General features: G+C 72.0%; 15 protein-coding genes. 4 read left to right on the top strand and 11 right to left on the bottom strand.

From position 1 onward, the window contains the following. Positions 1–7: 7 nt before the first annotated feature. Positions 8–2737: a phosphoenolpyruvate carboxylase gene (gene ppc, locus ABD371_RS00595; RefSeq protein WP_344471407.1), complete on the bottom strand. Its 2730-nt coding sequence runs from the start codon at positions 2735–2737 to the stop codon at positions 8–10. Between the two features lie 217 nt (positions 2738–2954). Here ppc and ABD371_RS00600 point away from each other — a divergent pair, with 217 nt between their 5' ends. Together ABD371_RS00600 and ABD371_RS00605 are read left to right on the top strand one after the other, a co-directional pair. After that, positions 2955–3950: an acyl-CoA desaturase gene (locus tag ABD371_RS00600; RefSeq protein ID WP_344471409.1), complete on the top strand. Its 996-nt coding sequence runs from the start codon at positions 2955–2957 to the stop codon at positions 3948–3950. Beyond that, positions 3947–4633 carry a TetR/AcrR family transcriptional regulator gene (locus ABD371_RS00605; protein ID WP_190122300.1) on the top strand — a complete coding sequence of 229 codons (687 nt, stop codon included), beginning with the start codon at positions 3947–3949 and terminating at the stop codon, positions 4631–4633. Before ABD371_RS00600 ends, ABD371_RS00605 begins: the two co-directional genes overlap by 4 nt. Before the next feature lie 61 nt (positions 4634–4694). Here ABD371_RS00605 and ABD371_RS00610 read toward each other — a convergent pair whose 3' ends face one another. Next, the gene (locus ABD371_RS00610; RefSeq protein WP_344471413.1) at positions 4695–5537 is read right to left on the bottom strand and encodes a trans-aconitate 2-methyltransferase; all 843 of its coding nucleotides are present in this window, start codon (positions 5535–5537) and stop codon (positions 4695–4697) included. 73 nt (positions 5538–5610) lie between these two features. Between ABD371_RS00610 and ABD371_RS00615 the strand changes: the two genes are divergently transcribed. After that, entirely contained in the window at positions 5611–6108 is a 498-nt protein-coding gene (locus ABD371_RS00615; RefSeq protein ID WP_190122302.1) for a MarR family winged helix-turn-helix transcriptional regulator, read from the top strand. On the opposite strand, the gene ABD371_RS00620 is transcribed toward ABD371_RS00615, so the two are convergent. The 9 genes from ABD371_RS00620 to ABD371_RS00660 form a co-directional block, all read right to left on the bottom strand. Then, entirely contained in the window at positions 6067–6846 is a 780-nt protein-coding gene (locus ABD371_RS00620; protein ID WP_344471415.1) for a LuxR C-terminal-related transcriptional regulator, read from the bottom strand. The two genes, ABD371_RS00615 and ABD371_RS00620, sit on opposite strands and share 42 nt — an antisense overlap. 328 nt (positions 6847–7174) lie before the next feature. Continuing rightward, the gene (galK, locus tag ABD371_RS00625) at positions 7175–8281 is read right to left on the bottom strand and encodes a galactokinase (RefSeq protein ID WP_381735307.1); all 1107 of its coding nucleotides are present in this window, start codon (positions 8279–8281) and stop codon (positions 7175–7177) included. Continuing rightward, on the bottom strand, positions 8278–9261 hold the full coding sequence (gene galE, locus ABD371_RS00630; RefSeq protein ID WP_344471417.1) for a UDP-glucose 4-epimerase GalE: 984 nt from the start codon (positions 9259–9261) through the stop codon (positions 8278–8280). Before galE ends, galK begins: the two co-directional genes overlap by 4 nt. Beyond that, on the bottom strand, positions 9258–10301 hold the full coding sequence (galT, locus tag ABD371_RS00635; RefSeq protein ID WP_344471419.1) for a galactose-1-phosphate uridylyltransferase: 1044 nt from the start codon (positions 10299–10301) through the stop codon (positions 9258–9260). Before galT ends, galE begins: the two co-directional genes overlap by 4 nt. Before the next feature lie 323 nt (positions 10302–10624). Continuing rightward, positions 10625–11299, bottom strand: a complete 675-nt coding sequence (locus ABD371_RS00640) for a helix-turn-helix transcriptional regulator (RefSeq protein WP_344471421.1) — start codon at positions 11297–11299, stop codon at positions 10625–10627. A gap of 262 nt (positions 11300–11561) precedes the next feature. Further along, the gene (locus ABD371_RS00645) at positions 11562–13292 is read right to left on the bottom strand and encodes an outer membrane protein assembly factor BamB family protein (protein WP_344471423.1); all 1731 of its coding nucleotides are present in this window, start codon (positions 13290–13292) and stop codon (positions 11562–11564) included. 64 nt (positions 13293–13356) lie between these two features. After that, positions 13357–15351 (bottom strand): outer membrane protein assembly factor BamB family protein, encoded by a 1995-nt coding sequence (locus ABD371_RS00650; RefSeq protein ID WP_344471425.1) that lies wholly within the window; start codon positions 15349–15351, stop codon positions 13357–13359. 246 nt (positions 15352–15597) lie between these two features. Continuing rightward, on the bottom strand, positions 15598–16656 hold the full coding sequence (locus tag ABD371_RS00655) for a methyltransferase (protein WP_344471427.1): 1059 nt from the start codon (positions 16654–16656) through the stop codon (positions 15598–15600). Positions 16657–16746: 90 nt separating this feature from the next. Next, positions 16747–17487 (bottom strand): TioE family transcriptional regulator, encoded by a 741-nt coding sequence (locus tag ABD371_RS00660; RefSeq protein WP_344471429.1) that lies wholly within the window; start codon positions 17485–17487, stop codon positions 16747–16749. Positions 17488–17565: 78 nt separating this feature from the next. On the opposite strand from ABD371_RS00660, the gene ABD371_RS00665 reads away from it, so the two are divergent. Beyond that, on the top strand, positions 17566–18750 hold the full coding sequence (locus tag ABD371_RS00665; protein ID WP_344471431.1) for an erythromycin esterase family protein: 1185 nt from the start codon (positions 17566–17568) through the stop codon (positions 18748–18750).

The following is an 18750-nucleotide window of genomic DNA, read 5'->3' on the forward strand; positions in this document are numbered from 1 at the left end:
TGGGGACTCAGCCGGTGTTGCGCAGACCGGCCGCGACACCGTTGACGGTCAGCAGCAGCGCCCTCGCCAGCAGCGGGTCCGGGCTCTCACCGCGGGACGCCGCGCCGCGCTGGCGGGCCAGCAGCGAGACCTGGAGGTAGGAGATCGGGTCCAGATAGGCGTCCCGGATCGCGAACGTCTGCTGGAGCGCCGGGTTGGCCTCCAGCAGGGTCGCGCCGCCGGTGACCTTCAGGACCTCGCTCACCGTCAGCGCGTGCTCCGCCTCGATCGTGGCGAAGACGTGCTTCAGCTCCTCGGGGACGAGGGTGTCCACATAGTGCCGGGCGATCCGCAGATCCGTCTTCGCCAGCGTCATCTCGACATTGGCGATGAAGTTGCGGAAGAAGTGCCAGCGCTCGTGCATCTCCGCGAGGGAATCGCCGTGCCCGGCCTCCCGCAGCGCCTTGAGACCCGAGCCGACCCCGAACCACCCCGGCACGATCTGCCGGGACTGGGTCCAGCCGAACACCCACGGGATGGCCCGCAGGCCGTCGAGTCCCGCGCCGCTGTCCGGGCGGCGCGAGGGGCGCGAGCCCAGGTGCAGATCGGCGAGCTGGTCCACCGGGGTCGAGGCGAAGAAGTACGCCGGGAGGTCCGGGTCGTCCACCAGGGCCCGGTAGGCGGCGTGCGCCGCGTCCGAGACGGTGTCCATCGCCGCGTCCCAGCCCGCCAGCGCCTCCACCGACTGGCGGGGCGAGGTGTGCAGGGCCGAGGCCTGGAGCGTGGCGGCGACCGTCAGCTCCAGATTCTCCCTGGCCAGCGAGGGGATCAGATACTTGTCGGAGATGACCTCGCCCTGCTCGGTCACCTTGATCTCGCCCTCCAGCGTGCCCCACGGCTGCGCCAGGATGGCGTCGTGCGAGGGGCCGCCGCCACGGCCGACGGTGCCGCCGCGGCCGTGGAAGAGCCGCAGCCGCACCCCGTGGCGGTGGGCCACGTCGCGCAGCCGGCGCTGCGCCCGGTGGATCTCCCACTGCGAGGTGGTGATGCCGCCGAACTTGGAGGAGTCCGAGTAGCCCAGCATGACCTCCTGGACATCGCCCCGGAGCGAGACGAGCCGGCGGTACGAGGGGTCCGCGAGCATTCCGTCGAGGATGACGTCCGCCGCGCGCAGCTCGTCGGTGGTCTCCAGGAGCGGCACGATGCCGATCTTGGCCCAGCCGGCGTGGAGGTCGATCAGTCCGGCCTCGCGGGCGAGGACGGCGGCCGCGAAGACGTCGTCCGCGCCCTGGCACATCGAGATGATGTACGACTCGATGACCTCGGGGCCGAAGCGCTCGAAGGCCTCCTTGACGGTGAGGAAGACCCCGAGGGTCTTCTGTCCGGCCGCGTCCAGGGGCGCGGGGGACGGCGCGAGGGGGCGGCGCGAGCGCAGCTCCTTGGCGAGCAGCTTCTGCCGGTACTCGCGCGGCATGTCGGAGTAGCGCCAGGACTCCTCGCCGAGCCGGTCGAAGAGCTGGCCCAGCGCGTGGTGGTGGGCGTCCGCGTGCTCGCGGACGTCCATGGTGGCGAGCTGGAGGCCGAAGGCGGCGATGGTGCGGATGGTGCGGTCCATGCGGCCGTCGGCGAGGAGGCCGCCCCGGTGCTCGCGCAGCGAGGTCTGGATCAGGGTGAGGTCGGCCAGCAGCTCGGCGGTGCCGAGGTAGTCGCGGCCGGGCTCGTGCGGGGTGTTGCGGGCGAGCCGCTCCCGGGTGTTGACAAGCTTCTGCTGGATGCAGGTGGCCTTGAGCCGGTAGGGCTCCTCGGCGTTGAGCCGCTTGTAGCGGGGGCTGATCTCGGGGAGCCGCTCCAGGTCGGTCTGGAGCGAGGTGAGCAGCTCCTCGGTGGCCCCGGTGTAGCGGATGGAGTTGGAGAGCTGTCCGCGCAGGGAGTCGATCTGCTCCAGCGCGTCGGTGATGCCGTGCTCGTGCTGGAGGATCAGCACCTCGCGGGTGACGGCGGGGGTGACGTTGGGGTTGCCGTCGCGGTCGCCGCCGATCCAGGTGCCGAAGGTGAGCGGGCGGGTGCCGGCGGGCAGTTCGACGCCGACGCGCTCCAGCTCGGCGGCGAGGTCCTCCAGGACGTCGCCGACCGCGCCCGCGTGCAGCTCGTCCAGGTAGTAGATCGCGTTGCGCGCCTCGTCGGCCGGTTCGGGCCGCACCACGCGCAGTTCGTCGGTCTGCCAGATGAGGTCGATGTTCTCGGCGAGCCGCAGGTCGTAGCGCCTGCGGTCGGCGGCGGCGGCCGGCGCGTCGAGCAGGGCGGCGATCCGGCGCAGCTTGTTGAGCACCGAGCGGCGGGCGGCCTCGGTGGGGTGGGCGGTGAAGACGGGCCGGACGTTGAGGTTCCGCACGGTCTCGCGCAGATGCTCGGGGTCGGCGTCCTTGAGCCGGTCGGCGGTGCGGGCGAGCAGGCTGCCCTCGGCGGCCCGGCGCTCGCGCATCTCATGGCCTCGGTGCACCTGCTCGGTGACGTTGGCGAGGTGGAAGTAGGTGGAGAACGCGCGCACCAGCTTGGCGGCGGTCTCCAGATCGGTGTCGCCGAGCAGCTGTGCTGCTGCCTCGCCGTCGCTGCGGGTGAGGGCGCGCACACGCTCGACGAGGTCGAGCAGTTCGGCGCCTTCCTGGCGGACGATGGTCTCGCCCAGGAGGTCGCCCAGTCGGCGGATGTCGGCCCGGAGTTCGGCGCTGGCCGTCGGGGTCTGGTCGGCACTGCTCACAGGTGCGGCTCCTTGCAGTGTTTGAGCACGTCTGGAGGGGTACTGGAGGCTGCGGACCGCGCTGTCCGACGTGACCCAGGATAGGGGCCCGACTCTCCGGGGTTATCCACAGGGCCCTTGCCGTGGGGCGGCGCGCTGACATACTTACGAAGCCGTAGGTTACGGATCCGTAGCCTGGGCGTGGTCATCTCTCTCTCACCCCACAGGGGACCCCACTATGACAACAAGTCCCGAGTTGAAGGACGACGTCCCGGAGTCGGGGGTCGCCGAGCCGGGTGCGGGCGATCTTCCCTTGGCGACGCTCGGCGGTGACAGCAAGCGGTCGATCGAGCAGATCGCCCTGGTGCTGTTCATCGCGGTGCCCTTTCTCGCCCTGATCGCGGCGGTGCCGCTGGCCTGGGGCTGGGGGGTGAGCTGGCTGGACATCGGCCTGCTGGTGGTCATGTATTACATCGGCTGCCACGGAATCACCATCGGTTTCCACCGGTATTTCACGCACGGCTCCTTCAAGGCGAAGCGGCCACTGCGGATCGCGCTCGCCGTCGCCGGGTCGCTGGCGGTGGAGGGTCCGCTGGTGCGCTGGGTGGCCGACCACCGCAAGCACCACAAGTTCTCGGACGCCGAGGGCGACCCGCACTCGCCGTGGCGGTTCGGCGAGACGGTGCCCGCGCTGATGAAGGGCCTGTGGTGGGCCCACATCGGCTGGATGTTCGACGAGGAGCAGACGCCGCAGCACAAGTACGCCCCGGACCTGATCAAGGACCCGGCGATCCGCCGGATCTCCCGCGACTTCATCTGGTGGACGATGCTGTCGCTGTCGATCCCGCCGATCGTCGGCGGTCTGGTGACGATGTCCTGGTGGGGCGCGTTCACCGCGTTCTTCTGGGGCTCGCTGGTGCGGGTGGCGCTGCTGCACCATGTGACCTGGTCGATCAATTCGATCTGTCACGCGGTCGGCAAGCGGCCCTTCAAGTCGCGGGACCGCTCGGGCAATGTGTGGTGGCTGGCGGTGCTCTCCTGCGGTGAGTCCTGGCACAACCTGCACCACGCGGACCCGACCAGCGCGCGGCACGGTGTGCTGCGCGGCCAGGTGGACTCCAGCGCCCGGCTGATCCGCTGGTTCGAGCAGCTGGGATGGGCCTCTGACGTGCGCTGGCCCAGCTCTTCGAGGATCGAAGCCCGTCGCAGTACCACATCAGCCGACACGGCATGATGGAAGACGTGGCGACCGACGGCAGCAGCAGTAATGGCACGGAGAAGAACCGGACGGGCCGGCGGGCCCGCCGGGTGCGGATGACGGGCGCGCAGCGCCGGGAACAGCTGCTGGACATCGGTCGGGCGCTCTTCGCCGACAAGGGTTTCGAGGGCACCTCGGTGGAGGAGATCGCCGCCAGGGCGGGGGTCTCCAAGCCGGTGGTGTACGAGCACTTCGGCGGCAAGGAGGGGCTCTACGCGGTGGTGGTCGACCGCGAGATGCGCCAGCTGCTGGACATGGTGACGGGCGCGCTCACGGCGGGCCATCCCCGGGGGCTGCTGGAGCAGGCGGCGTTCGCGCTGCTGGACTACATCGAGCGGTATACGGACGGGTTCCGCATTCTGGTCCGGGACTCCCCCGTCGCGCAGTCCACGGGCACCTTCGCCTCGCTGATCAGCGATATCGCCACCCAGGTCGAGGACATCCTCGGCATGGAGTTCAAGAACCGGGGCTTCGACCAGAAGCTGGCCCCGCTGTACGCGCAGGCGCTGGTGGGGATGGTGGCGCTGACCGGCCAGTGGTGGCTGGACGCCCGGCAGCCGAAGAAGGCCGAGGTGGCCGCGCATCTGGTCAATCTCGCCTGGAACGGTCTGGACGGTCTGGAGCCCAAGCCCCGGCTGATAGGCCACCGCAAGAGCTGACGGCCGCCCACCGGCCGGGGCCGGGGCCGCCGGAACCGGCCGGGACCGGTCCCGGGATCGGTCAGACGGCCTTCCTGGCCACGGCGAAGATCCGGCGGAACGGGAAGACCGTGCCGTGCGGGCCCGGCGGATAGGCATCCCTCAGCAGGGCGCGGTACTCCCCGAGGAACGCCTCCAGCGCGGCCGGGTCGCTCTCCAGCACGGTGAGCACCGGCCGCAGGGTGGTCCCCTTGATCCAGTCCAGTACCGGGTCCTCGCCGGTCAGCAGCTGGAGATAGGTGGTCTCCCAGACGTCGACCTCGCCGATCCCGCCGTCGGCCCCGGCCCCGAGCCCGGTCAGCCGGTCCAGATAGACGGCCGGCCGCTCGGTGTACGAGCGGCCCTGGTCGCCGCCGAGGCGGTCCCGCCAGCGCGGGGACGCGCACAGCTCCGCGAGGAGGGTGTGGCTGGGGGCGTCGAAGTTCCCCGGGACCTGGAAGGCGAAGGTCCCGCCGGGGGCGAGGCCGTCGACCCAGCGGGCGAAGGAGTCGAGGTGGCCGGGCACCCAGTGGAAGAGCGCGTTGGAGACGATCACGTCGTACGGCTCGGCCGGGCTCCAGTGGACGGCGTCCGCCGTCTGGAAGCCGAGGCTGCCGCCGCCCGGGGTGGGGCCCGCGTACTGCTTCCCGGCGCGGGCGAGCATCTCCAGGGAGTTGTCGAAGCCGGTGATCAGGGCCGCCGGCCAGCGGTCCGCGAGCAGCGCGGTGACATTGCCCGCGCCACAGCCGAGATCGGCGATCCGCAGCCGCCGCCCCTCCGGGGCCGGCGGATCGGGGATCCGGGCCAGCAGATCGAGGAACGGGCGGGTGCGGTGTCCGGCATGGCGCAGATACTGCTGCGGATCCCAGATGGGTGTGGAGGGCATGCGGTCATCGTGGAGGAAGAAGTATCTTGACGTCAAGAGACTTCATGTCGAGGGACCCTCTACACTGATCGTCATGGAGGACGAGGTCGATCGACTGGTCGCAGCTTGGCGCCGCGAGCGCCCGGACCTCGACGTGGAACCACTCGAAGTGCTCAGCCGGGTCTCCCGGCTGGCCCGGCATCTGGACCGGGCACGGCGGCTCGCCTTCTCCGAGCACCAGCTGGAACCATGGGAGTTCGACGTGCTGACCTCGCTGAGGCGCGCGGGCGACCCCTATCAGCTCTCCCCCGGCCAGCTGCTCACGCAGACGCTGGTCACCTCCGGCACCATGACCAACCGGATCGACCGGCTCGCCAAGAAGGGCCTGGTCGAGCGGCTGCCCGACCCCAGCGACCGGCGCGGAGTGCTGGTACGGCTGACGGCCGAGGGCCAGGACCGCGCGGACCAGGCCCTGGCGGGCCTGCTCTACCAGGAGCGGGCGATCCTCTCGGAGCTGTCCCGGGCCCAGCGCGCCGAGCTGGCCGCCCTGCTACGCCAGCTGACCGCCCCGTTCGACAACACTCCCGGTTAGATCGACCGGGCCGACGCCCGCCCGTCTCGCCAGCGCCACCGCCGCCAGTGTGGAGTGCACCCCCAGCTTGCCCAGCACATTCTGCATATGGGTGCGGACCGTGTGCGGGGAGAGGAAGAGGCGCTCGGCGACCGCCTTGCGCCCCAGGCCCGCCACCATGCACCGCAGCACCTCCCGCTCGCGCGGGGTGAGCGACTCCACCAGCCGTTCGCTCTCGGTGCGGTGCTTGCGCGCGGCCGTCAGCTCCCGCAGTACGCCGGTGAGCAGCGCGGGCGGCAGATGCGTCTCGTCCCGCAGCACACCCCGGATGACGGCGAGCAGCCGTTGCAGCGAACAGTCCTTGGCGACCCAGCCGGAGGCCCCGGCCTGGAGCGCCAGGGCGGCCCGGCGCGGATCGTCCTTCTCGGCGAGCACCACCGTACGGACGCCCGGCTGGCTCGATCTGACCCCCGCGACCAGGGATATCCCGTCGACGACCGGGTCCTCCCCGTCGTCGGAGACGGCGCGGGCGACCGGCGCGCGGGCGCCCGGCGGTGCCGCGTTGCCGCCGAGGTCGGCGTCGACGAGCATGACGTCGAAGTTGCGCCCCTCGGCGATCCCCCGCTCCAGACATCGCACGGCGGCGGGACCGCTGCCGGCCGCCGCCACATCGACGTCGGGCTCGGCCGCGAGAGCGGCGGCGAGCGATTCGGCGAAGATTCGGTGGTCGTCCACCACCAGGACCCGGATACGGACCACAGACACCCCCTGGCTCGGAGAGCGGACCGACGCGGGTACGCCGCCCGGGAGAAGGGAGAACGCCGTTCGTCCGGCCGCCGCCGCACTGTGGCTGAACAACCCGCCCCGGGCGTCGTACCCGATGGTTCTCGCCCCCTGATCAACACCGGCCCCCACCGGTGCTGAGCATCAGCGTACGGGCGGTGGACGGGAGGGGAAGCCTATTTGCAGAACTGATGGCTCACGGTGTTCACGGTGTGCCAAAAGTTTCACAGTGAGACGGAAATCGACATTGATCGACGGCTCCGAACACGGCGCACCGCCTCGCCGCAGGGGGAACGGCCGCCGGTCAGGAGAGCCGGCGCGCTCCGGCGGCCGGTGCGGCGGCGAAGATTTCCGGTCTGCGAAAACTCGCCTCCGCAAACGCGCGCTCCACCGATCCGGCCACCCGCTCCCGCGCGGACGCCTCCACGAGCGCGATCGCGGAGCCGCCGAACCCCCCGCCGGTCATCCGCGCCCCGAGCGCCCCGGCGGCCAGCGCGGCACGGACCGCGAGATCCAGTTCCGGGCAGGAGACCGCGAAGTCGTCGCGGAGCGAGGCATGGCCCTCGGTGAGCAGCGGGCCGATCGCCCGCGCCCGCCCCGCCTCCAGCGCCGCCCGCACCCGCTCCACCCGGCCGTTCTCGGTGACCACGTGCCGGGTCAGGGCGCGCTGTACGGGGTCGGTCAGCCGGGCCAGGGCCCCGGGCAGCTCCTCCGGGGGTATCTCCCGCAGCGAGCCGAGGCCCAGCGCCGCCGCCGCCGACTCGCAGCCGGCCCGGCGCTCCCCGTACGCGCCCGCGCTGTGGGCGTGGGTGACGCCGGTGTCGATCAGCAGCAGGACGAGTCCGTGCGCCGCCGGGTCGAAGGGGATCTGACGGCGGGAGAGATCACGGGTGTCGAGATACAGGGCGTGTCCCTCGGCGCAGCAGGCGGAGGCCGTCTGGTCCATGATCCCGGTGGGCGCGCCCGCGTACGCGTTCTCGGCGCGACGGCAGATCAGGGCCATCTCCTGCCGTCCCAGCCCCACCCCGTACAGCTCGGTGACCGCGAGCGCGGTGACGACCTCCAGCGCGGCGGAGGAGGAGAGTCCGGCTCCGGCCGGGAGGGTGGACTCGTAGTGGAGGTCCGCGCCGCCCACCCGGTGGCCGGCCTCCCGCAGCGCCCACAGGACGCCGGCCGGGTAGTCGGTCCAGCCGCGCGGGCCCCGGCCGGGGGCGAGGGCGTCGATCCGCAGCTCGACCGGGCCGCCCGGGGCGTCGGCGGAGTGCAGCCGGAGGATCCCGTCGTCCCGCCGGGCGGCCGTCGCGACCACGGTCCGCGACAGGGCGAAGGGCATCACGAGCCCGTCGTTGTAGTCGGTGTGCTCGCCGATCAGATTGACCCGGCCGGGGGCCTCCCAGACGCCCTCGGTCACCGGGGGATCCCGGCGCTCCGGGCGCTCCGCGCGCTTCGGGCGAACTCCCAGGCGTCGGCGACGATCCGGGTCAGCTCCGGCCGCCGGGGCCGCCAGCCCAGCCGGTCGCTCGCGGCCTGGGCGGCGGCGACCAGCACCGCAGGGTCGCCCGGACGGCGGGGGGCGAGCGCCTGCGGCAGGGGGTGGCCGGTGACGTCCCGCACGGTCTCGATGACCTCGCGCACCGAGAAGCCCTGGCCGTTGCCGAGGTTGCAGATCAGATGCTCGCCGGTCCTCGCCGCCGCCAGCGCCAGCAGATGCGCCTCGGCGAGGTCGGCGACATGGATGTAGTCGCGTACGCAGGTGCCGTCGGGCGTCGGATAGTCGTCGCCGTAGACCGAGATCGACTCGCGCAGGCCGAGGGCGACCTCGAAGAGGAGCGGGATGAGGTGCGACTCGGGCTGGTGGCGTTCGCCCTGGCCGCCGTAGGCCCCGGCCACATTGAAGTAGCGCAGCGAGATCGCGGCCAGTCCGTGGGCCGCCGCCTCCCCGGTGAGCATGTGGTCGACGGCGAGCTTGGTCGCCCCGTAGGGGTTGGTCGGCACGGTCGGGGCGGACTCGGTGACGGGGGCCCGGTCGGGTTCGCCGTAGGTCGCGGCCGTGGAGGAGAAGACCAGGGTGCGCACCTCCGCGTCGCGCATCGCGGCGAGGAGCGCGAGGCTGCCGCCGACATTGTTCTCCCAGTATTTCTCGGGGCGCGCGACGGACTCGCCGACCTGCGAGAACGCGGCGAAGTGCAGGACCGCGTCATAGCTCGGGCAGAGCCATTTCGAGGCGTCGCGCACATCGCCCTCGATGAACTCGGCGGCGGCCGGGACGGACTCGCGGAAACCGGTGGAGAGATTGTCCAGGACGGTGACCCGGTGGCCCGCCTCCAGCAGATGGAGCGCCACCACACCGCCGATGTATCCGGCCCCGCCGGTCACCAGGTATTTGCTCATTCGCTCGCTGCCTCTCGCAGTCGGGCCGCCGCCGCCTCGGGCGGCACATCGTTGATGAACACGCTCATGCCGGACTCGGAACCCGCGAGAAACTTCAGCTTGCCGGGAGTGCGGCGAATGGTGAAGAGCTCGAGATGGAGGGCGAAGTCCTCCCGTCCGGCCGCCCGGAACGGGGCCTGGTGCCAGGCCGAGACATACGGGGTGGGCGGGGTGTCCGCGCCGAATATCCGGTCGAAGCGGCGCAGCAGCTCCAGATAGATCCCGGGGAACTCCTCGCGGGCGGCCGTGTCGAGCGCGCGCAGGTCCGGCACCCGCCGCCGGGGGTGGAGATGGACCTCGTACGGCCAGTGCGCGGCGTACGGCACGAAGGCGACCCAGTGGGCGGTGGTGAGGACGATCCGCTCGCCCTCGGCGAGTTCGCGTGCCACGACGTCGTCGAAGAGATTGCGGCCGGTGCGCTCGCGGTGCGCGGCGCCGGTGCGCAGCATCAGCTCGACGCGCGGGGCGACGAAGGGGTACGCGTAGATCTGGCCGTGCGGATGGCCGAGGGTGACGCCGATCTCGGCCCCCCGGTTCTCGAAGCAGAAGACCTGCTCGACCTGGGGCAGCCCGGCGAGCGCGGCGGTCCGGTCGGTCCAGGCGTCGAGCACGAGCGCGGCTCTCTCCTCGCCGAGGTCGGCGAAGGAGGCGTGGTGGTCGGAGGTGAAGGAGACGACCTCGCAGCGGCCGGAGTCCCCGGCGAGGGAGGGGAAGCGGTTCTCGAAGACGACGACGTCGTAGTCGGCGGCCGGGATCTCGGAGAGACGCCCCTCGCGGGAGGGGCAGAGCGGGCACTCCCCGGCCGGCGGCCGGTAGGTGCGGTCCTGGCGGTGGGCGGCGACGGCTACCGCGTCGCCGAGCAGCGGGTCGCGGCGGATCTCGGGTCTGGTGTCGACCGGTGGGAGGGTGCGGCGGTCGACGGCGTCGCGCACGGTGTCGTCGCGGGAGTCGTAGTAGAGCAGTTCGCGTCCGTCGGCCAGCCGGGTCGACGTCTTCTTCACGGTGAAGCCCCCTCACCATCCCCAACACAATCAAACACAACAAAGCATGATCCAACAGGAAGCGTCAATGGTCGCAACACATGCGCTTACCTATGACATTCACTCGCATATCCACTGAAAGTGGGGGATTGAGGGGTGCGTAAAGGCGCGCGTCGGCGAAAGGGGGCTCGCGCGGCGGGGCTCGGCCGGGCGCGGGTGCCTCCGGGGTCTCGAAGCCCAGGGGTGAGTCCGGGGCAGCACCCCGCGTCCGAGGGCGGCGGGGGAGAGCGTGCGCGCCGGGGCGGGGCGGGGCGGGGCGGACGACGCTACTTTGAAGACACGGTCTAGCGCACGGCGACGGTCGCCCGGTCGAGGAGGCCGGTGCGGGCGGCGAGGGCGGCGGCTTCGAGGCGGGAGCCGACGGAGAGCTTCATCAGGACTCGCTGGACATGGGTGCGGGCGGTGCTGGGGGCGATGCCCATGCCCGCCGCGATCAGGCGGGTGTCCTCGCCCTCGGCGACCCGTACCAGCACCTCGACCTCGCGCGGGGTGAGCAGTTGCAGCAGCCGCTGGCCCTCGTCGTCGGGCTGGGCCACCGGGTTGAGCAGTTCCGCGAACGCGCCCTGGAGCAGGGCGGGGGCCACCACGGCCTCACCGGCCCGCGCCTTCATCATGGCGCGCTCGACACCCTCGATGCGCTCGTCGTGGCGGACATAGCCGGAAGCGCCGGCGGCGAAGGCCGCCGCGATCCCCCGGGGGCTGGGCACCGGGCCCAGCACCACGACGGCGACCTGGGGCCGCTCCCGCTTGATCTTCACCACCGGGTCGAAGGCCCCCGGTTCGGCCGGGGCGGCCGTGCCCAGCAGACATACCTCCGGCGCTCTGCTGACCACCAGATCGGCCGCGCCCGCGGCCGGCGCGGCCGCGGCGAGCACTCGGTGCCCGCGCAGCTTCAGGGCCGAGGCGAGCGCCTCGGCGAGCAATCGGTGATCGTCGACCACCATGAGCCGTACGCCCATTGAGCAACCCCCATCCCCCGGCAGCGGTGAACCCCGGACCTGCCCCGGCAAGTTACACGCTTGTTCGACTGCGCGCGTCAATATCTCGGCAGAAGTCCCCCACAGTGCCGAATTCTTAGCTGAACAGAGTCCCTTATGACTCGACCATGACCAACACATGACCATGGCCCGGCCTTTCCGCGCGGGGAAAGGCCGGGCCTGGTCGATGCAGTCGAGATTCGGCCGATTCAGCTGAATCCATCGGTTGGGGCGGGCGTTCGATTCAGCCGGTCCGGTAGCCGAGGATCAGAGTCCGGTCGCCGTAGGTATGTTCGCTGATCAGGGATCCGCTCAGAAACAGCCGTCCGTCCGCGAATCGCATCTCGTCGCCGTCGGCGGTGAAACTCCGCTCCCGGTCGCTCGACTCCTTGTCCCCCGGGTTCTTCATCAGCACCGTCTGCCGGAAGGTGCCGCCGTCGATACTGATCACCTGTCCGCCGGTGTCATATGCCGCCGTCTTGTAGGCGATCAGATTTCCGCCGTCCATCCGCATCGGCAGCAGCAGATGCCGGGCGCCGGCCTCAGTGCGGTCACTGGTCGGCTTGCCGGTGGCGAGATCGAAGGAGACGATCTCATTGGTGTCCTGGAATCCCGAGGAACTCTCCCGCGCGGCCGTCGGCAGATAGACCCGGCCGTTGCCCACCACGATCTTCTTGCAGTTCTCGACCTCGGTCACCCGGCACTTGGCCTCATAGGCGTCCCGCGCGGCCGGGATCCTGGCGCGCAGCCCGCCCTTCCCGTCCAGCGAGAAGAGGTCGGAGAAGCCGGAGGACCCGGCGGTGTCGCCGACGTCGGCCGCCACCACCAGGGGTTCGGTCGAGACGACGCTCGCGTACTTCACCGTCTCGGGCATCTTGTACGTGAAGAGGGGCCGGCCGTCCTTCGGGTCCAGCCCCTGGACGGTGACCTGGGGCTCGCCGATCCGGCCGCACTGGCGGACCGCGACGAGCGCGGGCCCGCCCGCGTACCCCCGGTCGTGACAGCCGTCGGCGGAGGCCTTCGGCTTCCAGCGCACCTTGCCGCTGTTCAGGTCGAAGGCCGCGCCGCCGTTCAGACCGCCCGCGGCGACCGTCGAGCCGCTCTGGGTGACTTCGGCGAAGACGACCTTGGCGTCGCCGCCGGTGGCGCTGGTGACCGAGGTGCGCCAGAGCAGCTTGCCGCTTGCGAGGTCGACCACGCCGACCTCGGTGCACGGCTGGAAGTAGCGCGGCCCGGTGCGCTTGGCGGCCTCGAAGAGGATCGCGGCCTTGCCGTCGGCGGACTGGTGGAGGGAGGAGGCGCAGATCTGGCCGGGGAGCGAGAGCGTCCAGGAGACCGTGCCCCGGTCCGCGTCATGGCCGACGATCGAGTTGAGGCCGGGCTTGACGAAGGTCTTCCCGGCGATCCAGGAGCCCTTGACCGAGGTGATGCTCTTGACCTCGGGCTCGGGCCGGTGGAAGGCCAGCTCGGCGACGGGGTCGGCCGGGGCCGTCTCCGCGCCGGGGCCGTCGGCGGCGCTGCCGCCGCCCTCCTTCCCCGCTTCCTCCTTCCCGCTCTTCCCGCCGTCGTCCTTCTTGTTCCCGCCCGCGCTCGGTCCGGGGCGGGCGGGTTCGTCCCGGTCCCCGAAGGCCGCGTAGGCGAGCCCGCCGCCGCCGATCAGCAGCAGCGCACCGGCCACCGCGAGGATCGTCCGGGTCCGTTTGCCGGGCTTCCTGGCACCGCCGCCTCCGCCGCCGGGGCCGGGGTGGGGCATGGGTTGCACGGGCTGCGTCGGATACCCGTACTGCTGCGGCTGCTGGTACTGCTGATGCTGCTGCGGGTACTGCTGCTGCGGTTGCCCGTAGCCGGGCGGCGGCGGCTGTACGGGCGGGCCGAAGCCTCCCGCGAAACCGGGCGGGGGCTCCTGCGGCGGCCCGAAACCGGGCGGCGGCTGATGCGGGGGCTGGTTCGGCGGGGGCGGGGGCGGTTGCGTCATGGCGTGCGTACCTCGGGGCGGTTCGGAACGGGTGGGGACGAGCAGGATTCGGTCTCCGCCGTGATCACTTGGTGAAGGCCATCATCGTCCTCGTCCGCAACTCCTCCGCGTCGTTGCGGGCGCTGACCCGGCCGCTGGCGATGAAGAACCGGCCGCCGTCGTAGACCATCCGCGAGGAGTAGAAGGTGCTCTCCTCCTGCGCGGTCGCGTCCTGGAGCTTCAGCAGCGGCTTCGGCGCGCCGCCCGACGGCGCGACGGTGGCGAGCATTCCGCCCTTGTCCCAGGTCGGTTCGCGGTAGGCGAGGACGTTCCCGCCCTCCATCCGCAGCGGCATGATGGTGCTGTCACCGCCGGACGGTGTGCGCCAGGCGGGCCGGCCGCTGTCGAGGTCGAAGGCGACGATCTCGTTGGCCCCGCCGGGGCGGGCCGACTGGGTGGCCATGTAGAGGGAGTCGGCGTCGGCCGCGACCCCGATGCAGCCCTCCAGGTTCTCGCCCAGGACGACGAACGATCCGCCGCACCTCGGCTGGAACTTGTCCTTGCCGCCCTGGATCCGCGAGCGCTCGGTGCCGTTCGCGTTGAGCGCGACGACACCCCACTTCTTCTCCTTGGACTGCTTGAGCGAGACGACGATCGGATCGGCCGAGAAGACCTTCTCGACCTCCCAGCCCTCGGGGGCCTTGTAGGTCCACTTCGCCCTGCCGGTGGCGGGGTCGATCTCCTGGAGCTGGTGCTTGGGCTTGTTCCAGTCCGTGGTGGGGCACTGGGTCGCGGCGAGCAGCTTGGGACCGCCCGCGAAGGCGAACGGCTTGCAGCCGCTGACCGGCCCCTTGAAGAGCTGCTCGCCGTCGGCCATCGAGAAGCCGAAGGAGTTGCCGAGCCCTGCGGCTCCGAGGGTGTCGCCGCTGATGGTGAGCGTGAAGTCGGTGAGCGCGTTGAAGCCCTCGCCGGTGCGGAGGGTCTTCTTCCAGCCCGGCTTGCCGGTCTTCAGGTCGATCATCCGGAGGTCGAGGCACTCGGCCTTCTCGGTGTGGCCGTCCTTCACCCCGACGACGATCTTTCCGTCGGGGGAGGGCTCCAGGGTCGCCGAGCAGATCTCGGTGTCGACCGGCACGGTCCACTTCTTCTTGCCGTCGGCGGCGGAGTAGCCGACGATCTGCTTGTACATGGCCCGTACGACGGTGTCCCCGGCGATCCACGGGCCGAAGGCGTCGACGCCGTTGCGCGGCAGGTCGACATCGTTGGTGGTGACGAACGCGATCCTCGCCTCGCCCTTCTGGCGGCCGGCGTTCAGCTCGCCGTCGCCGTCCGGCCGTTCACCGGCCTCGGCACCGGGGTCCTCCGCGCCCGCCTCGGCGTCCGTGCCGGGGGCCGGTGCCTCGGATGCGGGGTCGGCGGGCCCCGGGCCGTCGCTCTTGCTGACGTTCTTCTCGCGGCTCGCCCCGCTGTCGCCCTCGCTGACGACGAAGTAGGTCCCGGCCCCGATGACCAGCAGCGCGGCGGTGGCCGCCCCGATCACCACGGCCGGCTTCCGCTTGAAGAACCCGCCACCGCCGCCGGTGCCGCCGCCGGGCGGGGTGCCGTACGGAGGCTGCCCCTGGTCCTGCCACTGGTAGCCGAGCTGCGGGGCGGGGGGCTGCTGACCGTACGGACCGGGCTGCTGCTGCGGGTACTGCTGCTGATACCCGTACCCGGGCTGTGGCTGCTGCTGCTGCTGCTGCGGATAGCCGTACCCCGGCGGCGGCCCCTGCGGCGGGGCGGGCGGGGTCTGCGGGTACTGCTGCGGCTGCTGCGGCTGCTGCGGTCCCTGATACGGGGGCATCGCCGGCGGGCGCGCGTCCTGCGGCGGTATGTGCGGGCCGCCGTACCGGGGGTCGGCCGGCTGCTCGGGAGCGGGAGCGGCCGTCCAGGGGTTCTGCCGGGGGTCCTGAGCACCGTGCCACGCGTCCTGCGGCTGGTCCGGCTGCCGGTCCTGCGGCGGCCACTGGCGCGGATCCGGCTGCCGGTCCTGGGGAGCCCCGAAGCCTCCCGGCGGTTGCTGGCTGGGCGGCTGAGACATCGCGCGTCCCCTTTCCTACGGCCCCCGCCCGAACCGGTCTCCCCCGCGTTCAGGCGGGCACCTCGGAGCGGGTGCCACGGCCCGGAAAGGAGCGTTTTCGGACAGGGTCCCGTGTATTCACGACACTGAGCGGGGCTTCTTTCTATCACCCGAACGGCCCCCGCCCCGGCCCGGTCCACGGCTGTGCCCAAGGGCGAACCGAGCCGTCATCCCCCTGTTACGAGAGTGCTCACCGTGCGAATCCGGTCAGGCGGCGACCGCTTCGACCACGCTGAGCACGGCCGGAGTGGGCACGACACGGGTCAGCCGCAGCCCGGCCCCGGCGAAGATCTCACGGAACTCGTCCCGGGTGCGTTCCCGGCCGGTCAGCGACGCCATCATCAGCAGATCCAGGGTCTTCCCCTGGTGCGGCCTCCCGTCGGGCACCAGCACGGCGTCGACCACCAGGACCCGTCCGCCCGGCGCGAGGGCGCGGCGGCAGTTGCTCAGCACCCGCACGCACTCGTCGTCGCTCCAGTCGTGCAGGATGCGCTTGAGGACGAGGAAGTCGCCGGACGGCACCTCCTCGAAGAAGTCGCCCTCCCGGGTGCTCCAGCGTCCCGTGAGGTCCGGGTGCGCGCCGAGACCATGGCCCGCGAGGACGTGTCCTCGGTCGTAGAGGGTGCCGGTCAGGCCCGTGCCGCAGCGCAGCGCGGCGGCGAGGAACCCGCCCTGGCCGCCGCCGATGTCCACGACGGCACCGGGGCCGGTTTCGGGGAAGCCGTAGGCGTCGGCGATCGGCCGGTCCTCGGCCGAGGACATGGCGGCCATGCCGTCGTGGAAGACGGCCGCCGTCGCGGCGTCCTGGGCGAAGTGGTCGAAGAAGGACCGGCCGAAGACGTCCGTGAACGCCGACCCGCCGGTCCTCAGACAGTGGTCGAGCCGCCCGGCCGGCTCCCAGAAGGTGCGGTCGGTGAGCATCAGCACGGCGTCGCGCAGCGACCCCGGGACATCGCCGCGCAGCATGCCGCCCGCCTCGGTCAGGGCGAACCGGCCCTCGGGGTCCTCGGTGAACACCTCGCGGGTGGCGAGGAGCCGCAGCACCCGGTAGAGGCTGCCCTCGTCCAGGCCGGTGGCGGCGGCCAGTTCACCGGCGGTGCGCGGCCCGTGCGCGAGACGGTCGGCCACTCCGCACGCGGCGACGGCGCGCAGCGCGGCCGGCACCGCGTAACCGAGCACCTCGTCGATCAGGCGTGCCCCGGCCGCGGCCCGCCGCCCGCCATGCCCGCCGTACCCGTCCTGCCCGCCGTACCCGTCCTGTCCCATCGAACCTCCCGAGTCTCGTGCCGGCTTCCGCACCCAGGTATTCCACGACCGGCCTCGGGGCACTCCGCGCTCCCGGAGCATGACGCGAAATCAGTACGCCGGTTCACGGCCGGGCGTCGGGGCCGGGGCCTGTCCCAGACAGGCGTCGAGCGCACCCGCGCCCGCCAGCATCGCCAGGCCGCGCGCCGTCAGCCGGTCGCGCCACTCGCACAGCGCCGACCGCAGCGGCTCCGGCCCGCCCGCCGTCCGTACCCGCTCCAGCACCAGGGCGATCCGCTCCAGCCCGTACCCGCCCCGGCGCAGCTGGTGGGCGAGGAGCACATCGCGGACATCGGCGGAGGTGTAGACGCGGTAGCCGGTGCGCGGATCGCGCCGGGGTACGACCAGCCCGGCCCGCTCCCAGGTGCGCAGGGTCGCGGGGCGGAGGCCGAGCCGGTGCGCGAGCGGGCCGATGAACACCGCCGCGCCGGGCTCCGGTTCGTCCGGCTCCGGCCGTCCGTCCGCCGGTTCGAGGGCGCGCAGCGCCTCCTCCACGGCCGCGAGCGTGTCACGGTCGCCGGCCAGCTGTGCGTGGCTCTCGTCGATGAGCCGCAGCGCGTCCTCGACAGCGCCGCCGTTCACGGCCCGCATGACCGCCGAGGCGGTCGCATGGCCGTGGGCGGGGATCAGCGCCAGAAAGGCCCGCAGGGCCGTCGCGTGGCGCGGGCCGTAGACGCGGTAGCCGCTCGGGGTGCGCTCGGCGGGCGGCAGGATCCCCGCCTCCTCGTAGTTGCGCACCGCCTGGGTGGACAGGCCGTGCTCGCGCGCCAGATCGATGGGCCTCAACCGCATTTTGAAGGTTCACTCCCACTCAACAGCCATAGAAGGCGAAAAAGTTTACACCGAGGCTTCAACGATACGGTTGACGTCATGACGGACCTGCTCCAGGACGCCGCCCTTCCCTTCACCGGCGACGCCCTCACCTCGCTCCTGTCCCCCTCCCTCCGGCTGCTCGGCCTCGGCGAACCCACCCATGGCGTCGAAGCCTTCCCCGAACTGCGCAACGAGCTGTTCCGCCACCTCGTGGAGCACGAGGGCTACCGCTCGATCGCCATCGAGAGCGACTGTCTGTCGGCCCTGACCGCCGACGCGTACGTCACCGACGGCACCGGGACCCTCGACGCGGCGATGGGCGGCGGTTTCAGCCACGGCTTCGGCTCCTCCCCCGCCAACCGCGAACTCCTGCGCTGGATGCGCGCCCACAACGAGGGGCGTCCCGCCCACGAGCGGCTCCGCTTCTACGGCGTCGACGGCCCCCTGGAGACAGCCGGCGCCGCGAGCCCCCGCCTTTCGCTGACCGCGCTGTACGGCTACCTCGCCGACCGTCTCGCACTGCCCTGGAGCCGTGAGCGCCTCGACGAGCTGCTCGGCCCCGACGACCGCTGGACCAGTCCGGCCGCCATGTACGACCCCGCCCACTCCGTCGGCCGTACCCCCGAGGCCCGGGAACTGCGCCTGATCGCCGACGACCTGGGCGCGCTGCTCACCGCCCACACTCCCCTGCTGACAGCCACCGCCGCCCCGGACGACTTCTGGCGCGCCGGGCTCCATGCCCGCACCGCCGCCGGGCTGCTGCGCTATCACGCCGCGATGGCCGATGCCACGCCCACCCGCTTCGACGCTCTCCTCGCACTGCGCGACTCGATGATGGCCGACAACCTCGACGCGATCGTCCGCCGCGAGGCCCGCCGGGGTCCCACCCTCGCCTTCACGCACAACACCCATCTCCAGCGCGACATCAGCGGGATGCGGTTCGGCGGCCGGCCGGTCCGGTGGTGGAGCGCCGGTGCGATCATCAGCGCCCGCCTCGGCGACCAGTACGCCTTCGCCGCCTCCGCCTTCGGCACCCGGGGCACCGACGTCCCCGCCCCCGACACCCTCGAAGGCCTCCTCTCGGCCCTCCCCCACCCCCGTACCGTCATCGCCCCCGACCGTCTGCGCCCCGCCCTCACCCGAGCGCCGGTCCCCCGGGTCCCGGCCGACCACACCTACTTCTCCCTCGACCCGGCCACTGTCGACCGGCTCGACGCGATCGTCTTCGTCAGGGAGATCTGA

The sequence above is a fragment of the Streptomyces amakusaensis genome, from assembly GCF_039532665.1.
Classification (GTDB): Bacteria; Actinomycetota; Actinomycetes; order Streptomycetales; family Streptomycetaceae; genus Streptomyces; species Streptomyces amakusaensis.